Source organism: Streptomyces sp. (assembly GCF_036566765.1).
In the GTDB taxonomy this organism is placed as follows: domain Bacteria; phylum Actinomycetota; class Actinomycetes; order Streptomycetales; family Streptomycetaceae; genus Streptomyces.
The window spans coordinates 1-12,898 of record NZ_DATCVQ010000335.1 but is presented as its reverse complement, the minus strand read 5'-3'; the positions used below and the strand labels follow the sequence as shown (position 1 = coordinate 12,898).

Annotated in this window: 13 protein-coding genes; 7 read left to right on the top strand and 6 right to left on the bottom strand. The window is 70.1% G+C overall.

All coding sequences use genetic code 11. From position 1 onward, the window contains the following. Nucleotides 1-83: 83 nt before the first annotated feature. Nucleotides 84-1,619 carry a S8 family peptidase gene (locus tag VIU94_RS19715; RefSeq protein ID WP_331913148.1) on the bottom strand — a complete coding sequence of 512 codons (1,536 nt, stop codon included), beginning with the start codon at nt 1,617-1,619 and terminating at the stop codon, nt 84-86. Between the two features lie 258 nt (nt 1,620-1,877). Between VIU94_RS19715 and VIU94_RS19710 the strand changes: the two genes are divergently transcribed. The 3 genes from VIU94_RS19710 (at nt 1,878) to moaA (ending at nt 5,037) form a co-directional block, all read left to right on the top strand. Beyond that, entirely contained in the window at nt 1,878-2,246 is a 369-nt protein-coding gene (locus tag VIU94_RS19710) for a DUF485 domain-containing protein (protein WP_331913147.1), read from the top strand. After that, a complete protein-coding gene (locus VIU94_RS19705; RefSeq protein WP_331913146.1) occupies nt 2,243-3,886 on the top strand; it encodes a monocarboxylic acid transporter in 1,644 nt (547 codons plus the stop codon). The genes VIU94_RS19710 and VIU94_RS19705 overlap by 4 nt, the downstream gene beginning before the upstream one ends. 161 nt (nt 3,887-4,047) lie before the next feature. After that, nucleotides 4,048-5,037: a GTP 3',8-cyclase MoaA gene (gene moaA, locus VIU94_RS19700; RefSeq protein WP_331913145.1), complete on the top strand. Its 990-nt coding sequence runs from the start codon at nt 4,048-4,050 to the stop codon at nt 5,035-5,037. A gap of 12 nt (nt 5,038-5,049) precedes the next feature. On the opposite strand, the gene VIU94_RS19695 is transcribed toward moaA, so the two are convergent. Together VIU94_RS19695 and VIU94_RS19690 are read right to left on the bottom strand one after the other, a co-directional pair. Further along, entirely contained in the window at nt 5,050-5,319 is a 270-nt protein-coding gene (locus VIU94_RS19695) for a hypothetical protein (protein ID WP_331913144.1), read from the bottom strand. Between the two features lie 119 nt (nt 5,320-5,438). Next, nucleotides 5,439-5,777: a DUF3099 domain-containing protein gene (locus VIU94_RS19690; RefSeq protein WP_331913167.1), complete on the bottom strand. Its 339-nt coding sequence runs from the start codon at nt 5,775-5,777 to the stop codon at nt 5,439-5,441. A gap of 181 nt (nt 5,778-5,958) precedes the next feature. Here VIU94_RS19690 and VIU94_RS19685 point away from each other — a divergent pair, with 181 nt between their 5' ends. Further along, a complete protein-coding gene (locus tag VIU94_RS19685; protein WP_331913143.1) occupies nt 5,959-6,234 on the top strand; it encodes a GlsB/YeaQ/YmgE family stress response membrane protein in 276 nt (91 codons plus the stop codon). A gap of 148 nt (nt 6,235-6,382) precedes the next feature. On the opposite strand, the gene tyrS is transcribed toward VIU94_RS19685, so the two are convergent. From tyrS to VIU94_RS19670, 3 genes are all read right to left on the bottom strand, one after another. Beyond that, nucleotides 6,383-7,651 (bottom strand): tyrosine--tRNA ligase, encoded by a 1,269-nt coding sequence (tyrS, locus tag VIU94_RS19680; protein ID WP_331913142.1) that lies wholly within the window; start codon nt 7,649-7,651, stop codon nt 6,383-6,385. 58 nt (nt 7,652-7,709) lie between these two features. Continuing rightward, nucleotides 7,710-9,104, bottom strand: coding sequence for a metallopeptidase TldD-related protein (locus VIU94_RS19675; RefSeq protein ID WP_331913141.1), 1,395 nt, complete (start codon nt 9,102-9,104; stop codon nt 7,710-7,712). A gap of 91 nt (nt 9,105-9,195) precedes the next feature. Beyond that, nucleotides 9,196-10,728: a TldD/PmbA family protein gene (locus VIU94_RS19670; RefSeq protein WP_331913140.1), complete on the bottom strand. Its 1,533-nt coding sequence runs from the start codon at nt 10,726-10,728 to the stop codon at nt 9,196-9,198. A 186-nt stretch (nt 10,729-10,914) separates the two neighbouring features. On the opposite strand from VIU94_RS19670, the gene fabG reads away from it, so the two are divergent. The 3 genes from fabG to VIU94_RS19655 all read left to right on the top strand — a co-directional run. Next, nucleotides 10,915-11,634, top strand: a complete 720-nt coding sequence (gene fabG / locus VIU94_RS19665; protein ID WP_331913139.1) for a 3-oxoacyl-[acyl-carrier-protein] reductase — start codon at nt 10,915-10,917, stop codon at nt 11,632-11,634. Nucleotides 11,635-11,639: 5 nt separating this feature from the next. Next, nucleotides 11,640-12,416: an enoyl-ACP reductase FabI gene (gene fabI, locus VIU94_RS19660; RefSeq protein WP_331913138.1), complete on the top strand. Its 777-nt coding sequence runs from the start codon at nt 11,640-11,642 to the stop codon at nt 12,414-12,416. 167 nt (nt 12,417-12,583) lie between these two features. After that, nucleotides 12,584-12,898 (top strand): hypothetical protein (locus tag VIU94_RS19655; protein WP_331913137.1); only part of this gene is annotated, 315 nt, incomplete at its 3' end.

The following is a 12,898-nucleotide window of genomic DNA, read 5'->3' as shown; positions in this document are numbered from 1 at the left end:
GCGCATCATGGCACTGAGTGCCACCAGGAGACAGGGAAAAGGCCCCGGCGCGGATCCGCGCCGGGGCCTTTTCCCATCACCGGCTACTTGCGCACAGCGTCCAGGGCGTCGACGACGCCCTCGCCGTAGAAGCCGTTCCGGCCCGTGCCGCCCTCGCAGACCGCGTCCACGGTGCCGTCACCCTCGATGTCGTACGGGTTCGTGCAGGCGTGGTTGTCGGCCTGGCTGTAGAGCATCCACTTCAGCTCGGCCGGGGTCGCGTCGAGGTGACGCGACTTGATCAGCGCGAGCACGCCCGCCGCGTGCGGCGAGGCCATCGACGTACCGGCCTTGTAGTTGTAGCCGCCGTTGACCGTGGTCGACAGGATGCGGCCGTTGACCGCCGGGGCGTCCGGGGTCTGGTACTCGGTGCGGTCGCCGCCGGGCGCCGCGATGTCGATGACGCCCTTGCCGTAGTTCGAGTACGACGACTTCAGGCCCTTGGCGCCGGTCGCGGAGACCGTGACGACGCCCGGGAGCATGGTCGGGTAGTCGAAGCACTCGCGCGGGTTGATCACGCGGGTGACCGGCGTGGTGTCGTTCGGGCTGGTGACGTCGGTGATCTCGTCCGCCGCCAGGTCCATCTTGGAGTTGCCGGCCGCCGCGACGTTGACCGTGCCCTTGCGCTCCGCGTAGCGGGTCGCGCGGGTGACGGCCTCGATGAGGGCGCCCTGGTCCGCGTCGTTCTTGCAGGCGAACAGCCACGGGTCGGTGTAGTAGCTGTTGTTGGTGATGTCGACGCCGTGCTCGGCCGCCCACACGAAGCCGCAGACCACGGCCTCGGTGTAGAAGAAGCCGTCCGTGGTGGACACCTTGATGCCGGAGACCTTCACGCCCGGCGCGACGCCGGTGACGCCGACGCCGTTCTTGGCCGCGGCGATCGTGCCCGCGACGTGCGTGCCGTGGTCGCTCTCGCCGGCCATCGGACGCCACGAGCCCGGCGTGGTGTCCGGCTTGCCGGTCACGCAGTTGGCCGAGGCGGCGACGTCGAAGTTCGGCGCGAGGTCCGGGTGCGTGTCGTCGACACCGGTGTCGATGACGCCGACCGTGACCTTGCTGCTGCCGAGGGTCTTCTCGTGGGCCTTGTCCGCCTTGATGGCGGGCAGGTCCCACTGCAGGGGTTCCAGCGGGTCCTGACCGTCGGTCGCCTGCGCCGCCGCGGCCTGCGCCTCCGCGGCGGACAGCGACTGGCCGCCCTCGTCGACGGACGTGTCGGTCTGGACCGAGAGCGGCGCGGTGCGCGTCGCGCCGGCGGAGACCACCCCGCGGACCGTGCGGATCGTCTTCGCGAACTCGGGGTTCTGCGAGTGGACGACGATGACGCCGATCTGGTCGTAAGAGATGACGACAGTGCCGCCGGCCGCGGCGATGGCCCGCTTGACCGCGGCGCCCGTGTGCCGGCCGCCCTCGATGTTCACCACGTACGACAGCTTCGGGCCGTCGTACGAGGCGACGGCCGCCGGGGCGTCGTTCACCGGCGCCGCGTTGGCGCCCGTGGGAAGGAAGCCGAGCGAGGCCGTGAGCGCCAGACCTGCGGGCAGAGCGATTATGCGCCCGCGTCTGGATCTCAGATGAGCCATGGGTTCTCCACATCATCCGTATGAACTGTCCGCGCACCCGTTGCGCGTGGACAGGTGCATGACGAGTGAAGCTATCGCTGATCTTCCCGGCGCATCAATGAGTTGGGGCGGCTTGATGAAGAAAAAAGATCCGGGTGAACCGCTTCGCCGCTCCGTCCGTGCCGTTGTGCAGGGGAGGAGCATCTCCCGGACGCTCCGTCTCCCACCCCCAGTGAGGTCCCTTTGTCCATGCCCACCGCAGCGTCGCGAGGAGATTCCGTGGCTACCGATGCACCGCCGCCGCCCCCGGGCGGCACGGACACCACACCCGTCCAGCCGACGACGACAGCGTTCGTCGAGGTGCAGGAGAGCGCGGAGTTCGGCGAGCTGCGCCGCGCGCACCGCTCCTTCGCCTTCCCCCTGACGATCGGCTTCATCGCCTGGTACCTGCTGTATGTGCTGCTCTCCAACTACGCGGGCGGCTTCATGGGCACCAAGGTCTTCGGCAACATCAACGTGGCCCTCGTCCTCGGGCTCGGCCAGTTCCTGACCACCTTCCTCATCGCCTGGTTCTACTCGCGGCACGCGGCCGAGAAGCTCGACCCCAAGGCGGAGGCCATCAAGTCCCGTATGGAGGGTGACGCATGAGCAGCACCATCGAGGCCGTGCGACCGGTCGCCACGCTGGCCGCCGGCAGCGCCTCCGAGCACCGGCCGCTGATCATCACCCTCTTCGCGGCCTTCGTCGTCGCCACCCTGTTCATCACGGTATGGGCGGGCCGGCAGACCCGGAGCGCCGCCGACTTCTACGCCGGCGGCCGCCAGTTCACCGGCTTCCAGAACGGCCTGGCGATCTCCGGCGACTACATGTCCGCCGCGTCCTTCCTCGGCATCGCCGGCGCCATCGCGCTCTACGGCTACGACGGCTTCCTGTACTCCATCGGCTTCCTCGTCGCCTGGCTGGTCGCCCTGCTTCTGGTCGCCGAGCCGCTGCGCAACTCCGGCCGGTTCACCATGGGCGACGTGCTCGCGTACCGGATGCGCCAGCGCCCGGTCCGCACCGCCGCCGGCACCTCCACCATCGTGGTCTCGATCTTCTACCTGCTCGCCCAGATGGCCGGCGCGGGCGTCCTCGTCTCGCTGCTGCTCGGCATCACCAGCGACGGCGGCAAGATCGCCATCGTCGCCCTGGTCGGCGTCCTGATGATCGTGTACGTCACCATCGGCGGCATGAAGGGCACCACCTGGGTGCAGATGGTCAAGGCCGTGCTCCTCATCGCGGGCACGCTCCTGATCACCTTCCTCATCCTGCTGAAGTTCGACTTCAACCTCTCCGACCTGCTCGGCGCCGCCGCCACCAACAGCGGCAAGGGCACGGCCTTCCTGGAGCCCGGCCTCAAGTACGGGGCCACCGGCATCTCGAAGCTGGACTTCATCTCGCTCGGCATCGCCCTCGTCCTCGGCACCGCCGGCCTGCCGCACATCCTGATCCGCTTCTACACCGTGCCCACTGCCAAGGCGGCCCGTAAGTCCGTCAACTGGGCCATCGGCATCATCGGCGCCTTCTACCTGATGACGATCGTCCTCGGCTTCGGCGCGGCCGCGCTGCTCAAGAACAGCGACATCATCGCGTCCAACAAGGCCGGCAACACCGCCGCCCCGCTCGCCGCGCTCGAGGTCGGCGGCGGCGCGGGCTCCACCGGCGGCGCGATCCTGCTCGCCGTCATCTCCGCCGTCGCCTTCGCGACCATCCTCGCCGTGGTCGCCGGACTGACCCTCGCCTCGTCCTCGTCCTTCGCGCACGACATCTACGCCAACGTCATCCGGCGCGGAAAGGCCACCGAGAAGGAGGAGGTCCGGGCCGCCCGCTGGGCGACCGTTCTCATCGGCATCGTCTCCATCGCGCTCGGCGCCCTCGCCCGCGACCTCAACGTCGCCGGCCTGGTCGCCCTCGCCTTCGCCGTCGCCGCCTCCGCCAACCTGCCGACGATCCTCTACAGCCTGTTCTGGAAGCGGTTCACCACCCAGGGCGCGCTCTGGTCGATCTACGGCGGTCTGATCTCCGCGGTCGTCCTCGTGCTGTTCTCGCCGGTCGTCTCCGGCAAGCCCACGTCGATGTTCAAGGAGGCGGACTTCTACTGGTTCCCGCTGGAGAACCCCGGCATCGTCTCGATCCCGCTCGGCTTCCTGCTCGGCTGGCTCGGCTCGCTCCTGTCGAAGGAGGAGCCGGACAAGGGCAAGTACGCGGAGCTGGAGGTCAAGTCCCTGACCGGCGTCGGAGCGCACTGACCGCACCCGGCCGGACACCCTCCGGTACCTCCCGCGGCCGCGTCGTAGAGTCCTACGACGCGGCCGCGGTGGTCCTCGTTCCAAACGGGCCCTGCTCGATGTCAGGACCGTCGCGTAGGCTCGGGCTGGAGAAATCACCAACGACAGGTAGGGAGCCCGCCGTGCTCATCGACACCTACGGCCGCGTGGCCACCGACCTGCGTGTGTCCCTGACCGACCGGTGCAACCTGCGCTGCACGTACTGCATGCCCGAGGAGGGCTTGCAGTGGCTGGCCAAGCCCGACCTGCTCACCGACGACGAGATCGTCCGGCTGATCCGCATCGCCGTCACCGACCTCGGCGTCACCGAGGTTCGCTTCACCGGCGGCGAGCCCCTGCTGCGCCCCGGCCTCGTCGGCATCGTCGAGCGCTGCGCGGCCCTGGAGCCGCGCCCCAAGATGTCCCTGACCACCAACGGCATCGGCCTGAAGCGCACCGCGACCGCCCTCAAGGCCGCCGGCCTCGACCGGGTCAACGTCTCCCTGGACACCCTGCGCCCCGACGTCTTCAAGACCCTGACCCGGCGCGACCGCCACCAGGACGTGCTCGACGGCATGGCCGCCGCCCGGGACGCCGGCCTGACCCCCGTCAAGGTCAACGCGGTCCTCATGCCCGGGCTCAACGACGACGAGGCCCCGGACCTGCTGGCCTGGGCGGTGGAGAACGCGTACGAGCTCCGCTTCATCGAGCAGATGCCGCTCGACGCCCAGCACGGCTGGAAGCGCGACGGCATGATCACCGCCGGGGACATCCTGGCCTCGCTGCGCACCCGCTTCACCCTCACCCCCGAGGGTTCCGAGGAGCGCGGCTCCGCGCCCGCCGAGCGTTGGGCGGTCGACGGCGGACCGCACACCGTCGGCGTGATCGCCTCCGTCACCCGCCCGTTCTGCCGGGCCTGCGACCGGACCCGGCTCACCGCCGACGGCCAGGTGCGGACCTGCCTGTTCGCCACGGAGGAGACAGACCTGCGGGCCGCGCTCCGGTCGGACGCGGCGGACGAAGAGGTCGCCCGGATCTGGAAGCTGGCGATGTGGGGGAAGAAGGCCGGTTCCGGTCTGGACGACCCGAGCTTCCTGCAGCCCGAGCGCCCGATGTCGGCGATCGGCGGCTGAACCCGCCCCGCCCTATGGGGCGTCGCCCTCCCCGCCCGTACGGGCGTCCCACTCGGCGAGCGTCACGACGTCCTTGAGGAAACCGCGCACGCCCAGGAACTGCGACAGATGCTCGCGGTGCTCCTCGCAGGCGAGCCAGGTCTTGCGCCGCTCCGGCGTGTGCAGCTTCGGGTTGTTCCAGGCCAGCACCCACACCGCGGCGGCACGGCAGCCCTTCGCGGAACAGATCGGGGTCGTCGGGGTCTCGGAGCTCTCCGGATTGATCACCGGATCATTCTCCATACAAAGCGACGCCGAGCAGCCACGGGGGGAGCTGCCCGGCGTCGGTCCGTCGCTCCGACGGGGGATGCGGAGCGCAAAGGCAGTATGTCACGCGGACCCAGGTGCGGTGTATTGGAACTTCATGATTGATCTGAGCTTTTCTTGAGCTTCTCGGCGGGCCCGGGCTCCAGCATCGGCGGGCCCGTCGCTCCGGTCACGAAGGTCGACGGCAGCGAAGGGGGCGTCTCGCGGCCCGCGTTGGCGATGACCACGGAGATGTACGGCAGCAGCACGCCCAACGCCAGGGCCACGACCGCCACGTGGCGCTCCACGTTCCACAACACGGCGGCCGCCACGACCGACAGGGTGCGCACGCTCATCGAGATCACATACCGACGCTGCCGGCCCCGCACGTCGTCGGCCAGTCCCTGGCGCGCCCCGGTGATCCGGAAGACCTCGTCGCCGCCACGCTTCCGCATCGCGTTCCACCACCTGGGATCCATGCCGGACTCTCCCCGGTCCGGACCTCGTTCCACGGTACGCCCGCCGCCCGACGGGCGTGAGACCGGGGCACGTACGGCGCTGTCCGGCATGCGCGGTAAGCCCGACTGATCGAGACTGGGCCCACATGCGCAGAGCGCGCCGCACGAGGAGGCGACCATGGGTTGGTTGTGGGCGATCATCGTGGGATTCGTCCTCGGTCTGATCGCAAAGGCGATCCTGCCGGGGAAGCAGCAGATCCCGCTGTGGCTGACGACCGTGTTCGGGATTCTCGGCAGCATTCTCGGAAACGCCGTCGCGAGGTGGATCGGGGTCGACGCGACCCGGGGCATCGACTGGACGCGTCATCTGTTCCAGCTGATCGGCGCGGTCGCCGTGGTCGGTGTGGGCGACATGCTGTGGGTGCGGCTCAGGGGGAGCAGGCGGACGGCCTGAGGGACGAATGCGGACGGCGGCCCGGGTGCGTGCGAAAAGCGCGCACCCGGGCCGCCGTCGTACGACCCGGAGCCCGGCCGGCCGTAAGGCAGGACGTGTCAGCCCGGAGGCCGGTCCGGAAGGCCGTCGGCCACCCGGTCCGTCAGCCTCAGGCCTGGGCGAACTCGATCGCCGCGAGGTTCTTCTTGCCCCGGCGCAGCACCAGCCAGCGGCCGTGCAGCAGCTCCTCCGCCGCGACCTCGGCGTCCTCGGCCGTGACCTTCGTGTTGTTCACGTAGGCCCCGCCCTCCTTCACCGTGCGCCGCGCCGCCGACTTGCTCGCCACCAGACCCACCTCGGCGAACAGGTCCACGACCTGGCCCAGCTCGGTCACCTTCGCGTGCGGCAGCTCGGAGAGCGCGGCGGCCAGCGTCGCCTCGTCCAGCTCCGCCAGCTCGCCCTGACCGAACAGCGCCTTCGACGCCTCGATCACGGCCGCGCACTGGTCCGCGCCGTGCACCAGCGTGGTGAGCTCCTCGGCCAGCGCCCGCTGCGCCGTGCGCGCCTGCGGCCGCTCCTCGGTGAGCCGCTCCAGCTCCTCGAGCTCCTCACGGGACTTGAAGGACAGGATCCGCATGTACGTCGAGATGTCCCGGTCGTCCACGTTCAGCCAGAACTGGTAGAACGCGTACGGCGTCGTCATCTCCGGGTCCAGCCAGACGGCCCCGCCCTCGGTCTTGCCGAACTTGGTGCCGTCCGCCTTCGTCATCAGCGGCGTCGCCAGCGCGTGCGCGACCGCGTCCGGCTCCATGCGGTGGATCAGGTCGAGCCCGGCCACCAGGTTGCCCCACTGGTCGGAGCCGCCCTGCTGCAGCGTGCAGCCGTAGCGCCGGTACAGCTCCAGGAAGTCCATGCCCTGCAGCAGCTGGTAGCTGAACTCGGTGTAGCTGATGCCCTGCTCGGACTCGAGCCGCCGGGCGACCGAGTCCTTGGTCAGCATCTTGTTGACCCGGAAGTGCTTGCCGATGTCCCGCAGGAACTCGATCGCCGACATCCCGGCGGTCCAGTCCAGGTTGTTCACCATGATCGCCGCGTTCTCGCCCTCGAAGGAGAGGTACGGCTCGATCTGCTCGCGCAGCCGGTTCACCCAGTTCGCCACCGTCTCCGGGTCGTTCAGGGTGCGCTCGGCGGTGGGACGCGGGTCGCCGATCTGGCCGGTGGCCCCGCCGACCAGCGCCAGCGGCCGGTGCCCGGCCTGCTGGAGCCGGCGGACGGTGAGCACCTGGACCAGGTGGCCGACGTGGAGACTGGCCGCGGTCGGGTCGAAGCCGCAATAGAACGTCACGGGACCGTCCGCGAGAGCCTTGCGCAAAGCGTCTTCGTCGGTGGACTGGGCGAAGAGCCCGCGCCACTTCAGCTCGTCGACGATGTCCGTCACGTCGTCCGTCTCCTTGTGGTGAATGGGGGAGATAGTTGTCTCGATCAGTCTAGGCGGGTCAGACCCCCTTGCTGACCGAACTCATGTTGAAGTCCGGCACCCGCAGTGCGGGCATCGCGGCCCGGGTGAACCAGTCGCTCCACTCGCGCGGCAGCGTCTTCTCGGTCCGTCCCGCCTCCGAAGCCCGCGACAACAGGTCGACCGGCGACTCGTTGAACCGGAAGTTGTTCACCTCGCCCACCACCTCGCCGTTCTCGACGAGGTAGACGCCGTCCCGGGTCAGCCCGGTCAGCAGCAGCGTCGCCGGGTCGACCTCGCGGATGTACCAGAGGCAGGTCAGCAGCAGGCCGCGCTCGGTGGCGGCGACCATCTCCTCCAGCGACCGCTCGCCGCCGCCGTCCAGAACCAGGTTGCCGATCGCCGGGGCCTCGGGCAGCCGAGTGAGTCCCGCGCTGTGCCGGGTCGTGGTCAGGTGCTCGAGCCTGCCCTCCCGCACCCAGTCCGTCGGGGCCAGCGGCAGGCCGTTGTCGAAGACCGAGGAGTCGTCGCCGGAGGAGTGCGCGATCACGAACGGCGCGCACTCCAGGCCCGGCTCGTTCGGGTCCGAGCGCAGGGTCAGCGGGAGCGGGGAGAGCGTCTCGCCGAGCCGGGTGCCGCCGCCGGGCTTGGAGAAGACCGTACGGCCCTCCGCGGCGTCCCGGGCGGTCGACGACCACAGCTGGTAGATCAGCAGGTCGGCGACGGCGGTCGGCGGCAGCAGGGTCTCGTACCGCCCGGCGGGCAGCTCGATCCGGCGCTCCGCCCAGCCGAGGCGGCGCGCGAGCTCGGCGTCGAGAGCAGCAGGGTCGACGTCCTTGAAGTCCCGGGTGGCGCGGCCCGCCCACGCCGAGCGGGAGCGGTCCGGCGACTTGGCGTTCAGCTCCAGGGTGCCGTGGGGCTGGTCGTGGCGGAGCCGCAGGCCGGTCGAGCTGCCCAGATAGGTGGACGTCACCTCGTGGTTCGCGAAGCCGTACAGCTCGCGGCCGCCGGCCTTGGCCCGGGCGAACGCCTCGCCGAGCGCGGGCGCGAAGTCGGTGAAGACGGCGGAGGAGGTCTCGGCCGGGGCGTCGGTGAAGTCGGGGGAGGCGGGCACGCCCGCGACCAGCGGCTGGGCGTCCTCGGCCGGCCCTGCGGCCCGCGCGGCCTCCTCGGCGGCCCGCACCAGCGGCTCCAGGTCGTCCACGGTGACGGCCGACCGGGACACCACGCCGGAGGCGGTGCCCTGCGCGCCGTCGACCGTGGCGATCACGGTGAGGGTGCGGCCGCGGGTGACGCCGTTGGTGGTCAGCGCGTTGCCGGCCCAGCGCAGATTGGCGCTCGACTCCTCGTCGGCGATGACGACGCACCCGTCCGCGCGGGACAGCTCGAGCGCCCGCTCGACGATCTCGTACGGCTTGGTGATACGAGAGCTCATCGCCCGGCCTCCTGCGTGGTGTTCAGACTGTGCTTTCCCGGGGGGCGACCCCCGGACCCCCAGCAGGGGGTCCCGTGCGCGGCGGACATGCTCATCGCCCGGCCTCCTGCGTCGTGTTCAGAATGTTCACGCCCCGGAAGAGGGCGGACGGGCAGCCGTGGGAGACCGCGGCGACCTGGCCCGGCTGGGCCTTGCCGCAGTTGAACGCGCCGCCCAGGACGTACGTCTGGGGGCCGCCGACCTTCTCCATCGAGCCCCAGAAGTCCGTCGTCGTCGCCTGGTACGCGACGTCCCGCAGCTGGCCGGTCAGCCTGCCGTTCTCGATGCGGAAGAAGCGCTGCCCGGTGAACTGGAAGTTGTAGCGCTGCATGTCGATGGACCACGACCGGTCGCCGACCACGTAGATGCCGCGCTCCACGCCCCCGATCAGGTCCTCCGTCGAGAGCCCGCCCGGATCCGGCTGCAGCGACACGTTCGCCATCCGCTGCACCGGGACGTGCCCGGGGGAGTCCGCGTACGCGCAGCCGTTCGACCGGCCCAGGCCGGTCAGCTTCGCGATCCGGCGGTCCAGCTGGTAGCCGACCAGCGTGCCGTCCTTCACCAGGTCCCAGCTCTGCCCCTCGACGCCCTCGTCGTCGTACCCGACGGTCGCCAGGCCGTGCTCGGCGGTCCGGTCGCCCGTCACGTTCATGATCGGGGAGCCGTACTTCAGCTTGCCCAGCTGGTCGAAGGTGGCGAACGAGGTCCCCGCGTACGCCGCCTCGTAGCCGAGCGCCCGGTCCAGCTCGGTCGCGTGGCCGATCGACTCGTGGATCGTCAGCCACAGGTTCGACGGGTCGACGACCAGGTCGTACCGGCCCGCCTCGACGCTCGGCGCACGCATCTTCTCGGCGAGCAGCCCGGGGATCTCCTCCAGCTCCGCGTCCCAGTCCCAGCCGGTTCCGGTCAGGTACTCCCAGCCGCGTCCGACCGGCGGCGCGATCGTCCTCATCGAGTCGAACTCGCCGGTCGTCTCGTCCACGGCGACCGCGGTGAGCTGCGGGTGCAGCCGGACCCGCTGCTGGGTGGTGACCGTGCCCGCCGTGTCCGCGTAGAACTTGTTCTCCTGGACGGTCATCAGCGACGCGTCCACATGCGCCACGCCCTCCGCCCGCAGCAGCCGCGTGCTCCAGTCGGCGAGCAGCGCGCTCTTCTCCTCGCCGGCTACGTCGAACGGGTTGATCTCGTACGCCGAGATCCACGTCTTCTCCGCGTGCACCGGCTCGTCCGCCAGCTCCACACGCTCCTCGGACCCCGCCGCGGCGATCACCTTCGCGGACAGCTGCGCCATCGCCACGGCCTGCGAGGCGACGCGCGCCGCCGCGTCCATGGTCAGGTCGACGCCCGAGGCGAACCCCCACGCGCCGCCGTGCACCACCCGCACCGCATACCCGAGGTCCGTGGTGTCCGAGGAGCCCGCGGGCTTGGCGTCCCGCAGCCGCCACGAGGCGCTGCGCACCCGCTCCAGGCGGAAATCGGCATGCGTCGCGCCGAGCGCGCGCGCCCGTGCGAGCGCCGCGTCGGCGAGCGCCCGCAGCGGCAGCGCCGTGAAGGCTTCGTCGAGGGAATGAGCCCCAGATGGCACAGCTGTCTCCTGTCGTGTGAGACCGGTCGTCCCCGATCATGTCGCGCTTCGGGGCGCGATGCCACGAGCTTTCTGTAGAGACCCGACAGTGGCATGCGTACGCCACTGTCAGGGGTCGATTCCTGGGAAGAGCGACCGGACCGATAGGTTTCGAGGTACCAGACCGCTTATCGAAAGGGTGATCCGTTGAGCCGCTCGGTTCTCGTCACCGGAGGAAACCGGGGCATCGGCCTCGCCATCGCCCGCGCTTTCGCCGAGGCCGGAGACAAGGTCGCCATCACCTACCGGTCCGGGGAACCGCCGGCCGCCCTGACCGAACTCGGCTGCCTCCCCGTCAAGTGCGACATCACCGACGCCGAACAGGTGGAGCAGGCCTACAAGGAGATCGAGGAGCAGCACGGTCCGGTGGAGGTGCTGGTCGCCAACGCCGGTGTCACCAAGGACCAGCTGCTGATGCGGATGTCCGAGGAGGACTTCACGTCCGTCCTCGACACCAACCTCACCGGCGCCTTCCGCGTCGTCAAGCGCGCCAACCGGGGCATGCTGCGCGCCAAGAAGGGCCGCGTCGTCCTGATCTCCTCGGTCGTCGGACTGCTCGGCTCCGCCGGGCAGGCGAACTACGCCGCCTCGAAGGCCGGCCTGGTCGGCTTCGCCCGCTCCCTCGCCCGTGAGCTCGGCTCGCGCAACATCACCTTCAACGTCGTCGCGCCCGGTTTCGTCGACACCGACATGACCAAGGCGCTCACCGAGGACCAGCGCGCGGGCATCGTCTCCCAGGTCCCGCTGGGCCGCTACGCGCAGCCGGAGGAGATCGCCGCCACGGTGAAGTTCCTCGCCTCCGACGACGCCTCGTACATCACTGGAGCCGTCATCCCGGTTGACGGCGGATTGGGCATGGGTCACTGATCACCATGAGCGGAATTCTCGAAGGCAAGCGCATTCTGATCACCGGTGTGCTGATGGAGTCCTCCATCGCGTTCCACACCGCGAAGCTGGCCCAGGAGCAGGGCGCGGAGATCATCCTCACCGCCTGGCCCCGGCCGACGCTGACCGAGCGCATCGCCAAGAAGCTCCCCAAGCCCGAGAACGTGAAGGTCCTGGAGCTCGACGTCTCCAACGACGAGCACCTCGCGCGCCTGGAGGGCCAGGTCCGCGAGCAGCTCGGCGACCGCCTCGACGGCATCGTCCACTCCATCGGCTTCGCCCCGCAGGACGCGCTCGGCGGCAACTTCCTCAACACGCCGTTCGACTCGGTCGCCACCGCCATGCACGTCTCGGCCTTCTCGCTGAAGTCCCTGACGATGGCGCTGCTGCCGCTGATGAACGAGGGCGGCTCCGTCGTCGGCCTCACCTTCGACGCGCAGTTCGCCTGGCCGCAGTACGACTGGATGGGCCCGGCGAAGGCGGCGCTGGAGGCCACCTCCCGCTACCTCGCCCGTGACCTGGGCAAGCAGAACATCCGCTGCAACCTGATCTCGGCCGGACCCATCGGCTCCATGGCCGCCAAGTCCATCCCCGGTTTCACGGAGCTCGCGGACGTCTGGAACACCCGTTCCCCGCTCGCCTGGAACATGGCCGACCCGGAGCCCGCCGGCCGTGGTGTCGTCGCCCTGCTCTCGGACTTCTTCCCGAAGACCACGGGCGAGATCATCCACGTCGACGGTGGCGTGCACATGATGGGCGCCTGACCCCGCACGACCCAGCACGGCACGGCCGCGTACCACCTCCGAGGAGATGGTGCGCGGCCGCCGTGCGTCCCGCTCCGGGTTCCCCCGCTCAAGTCGAAAAGAAGGTCGTTCCACCGCAGAATGTGGTGGAACCGGACTTTTGGTCAGGCTGCGGGGAGGAGGTCGCCGTGCGCGCCATACGTCGCCGAACCTGGGCCCTGCTGGCGGCCTCGGTCGCCGTCGCCGCACTTGTCGTCCCCCTGGGCATATCCGGCCTTGGGTGGCCCGGGGCGTCGGCGCCGACCGCCCCCGTCCCGGACCCGCACGGTGCCGACTGCCGTACGTCGGTCCAGGGCTCCTGGGTGGTCGCGTACTGCCACAACCCGTACCCCACCAACGACCGGGTGCAGATGCACACCGAATGCGACCGCTGGTGGGACATCGACGCGGACGGGATCCCCGTCGACGTCGCCCCCGGACAGACGGTACGGCTCGACGACCGC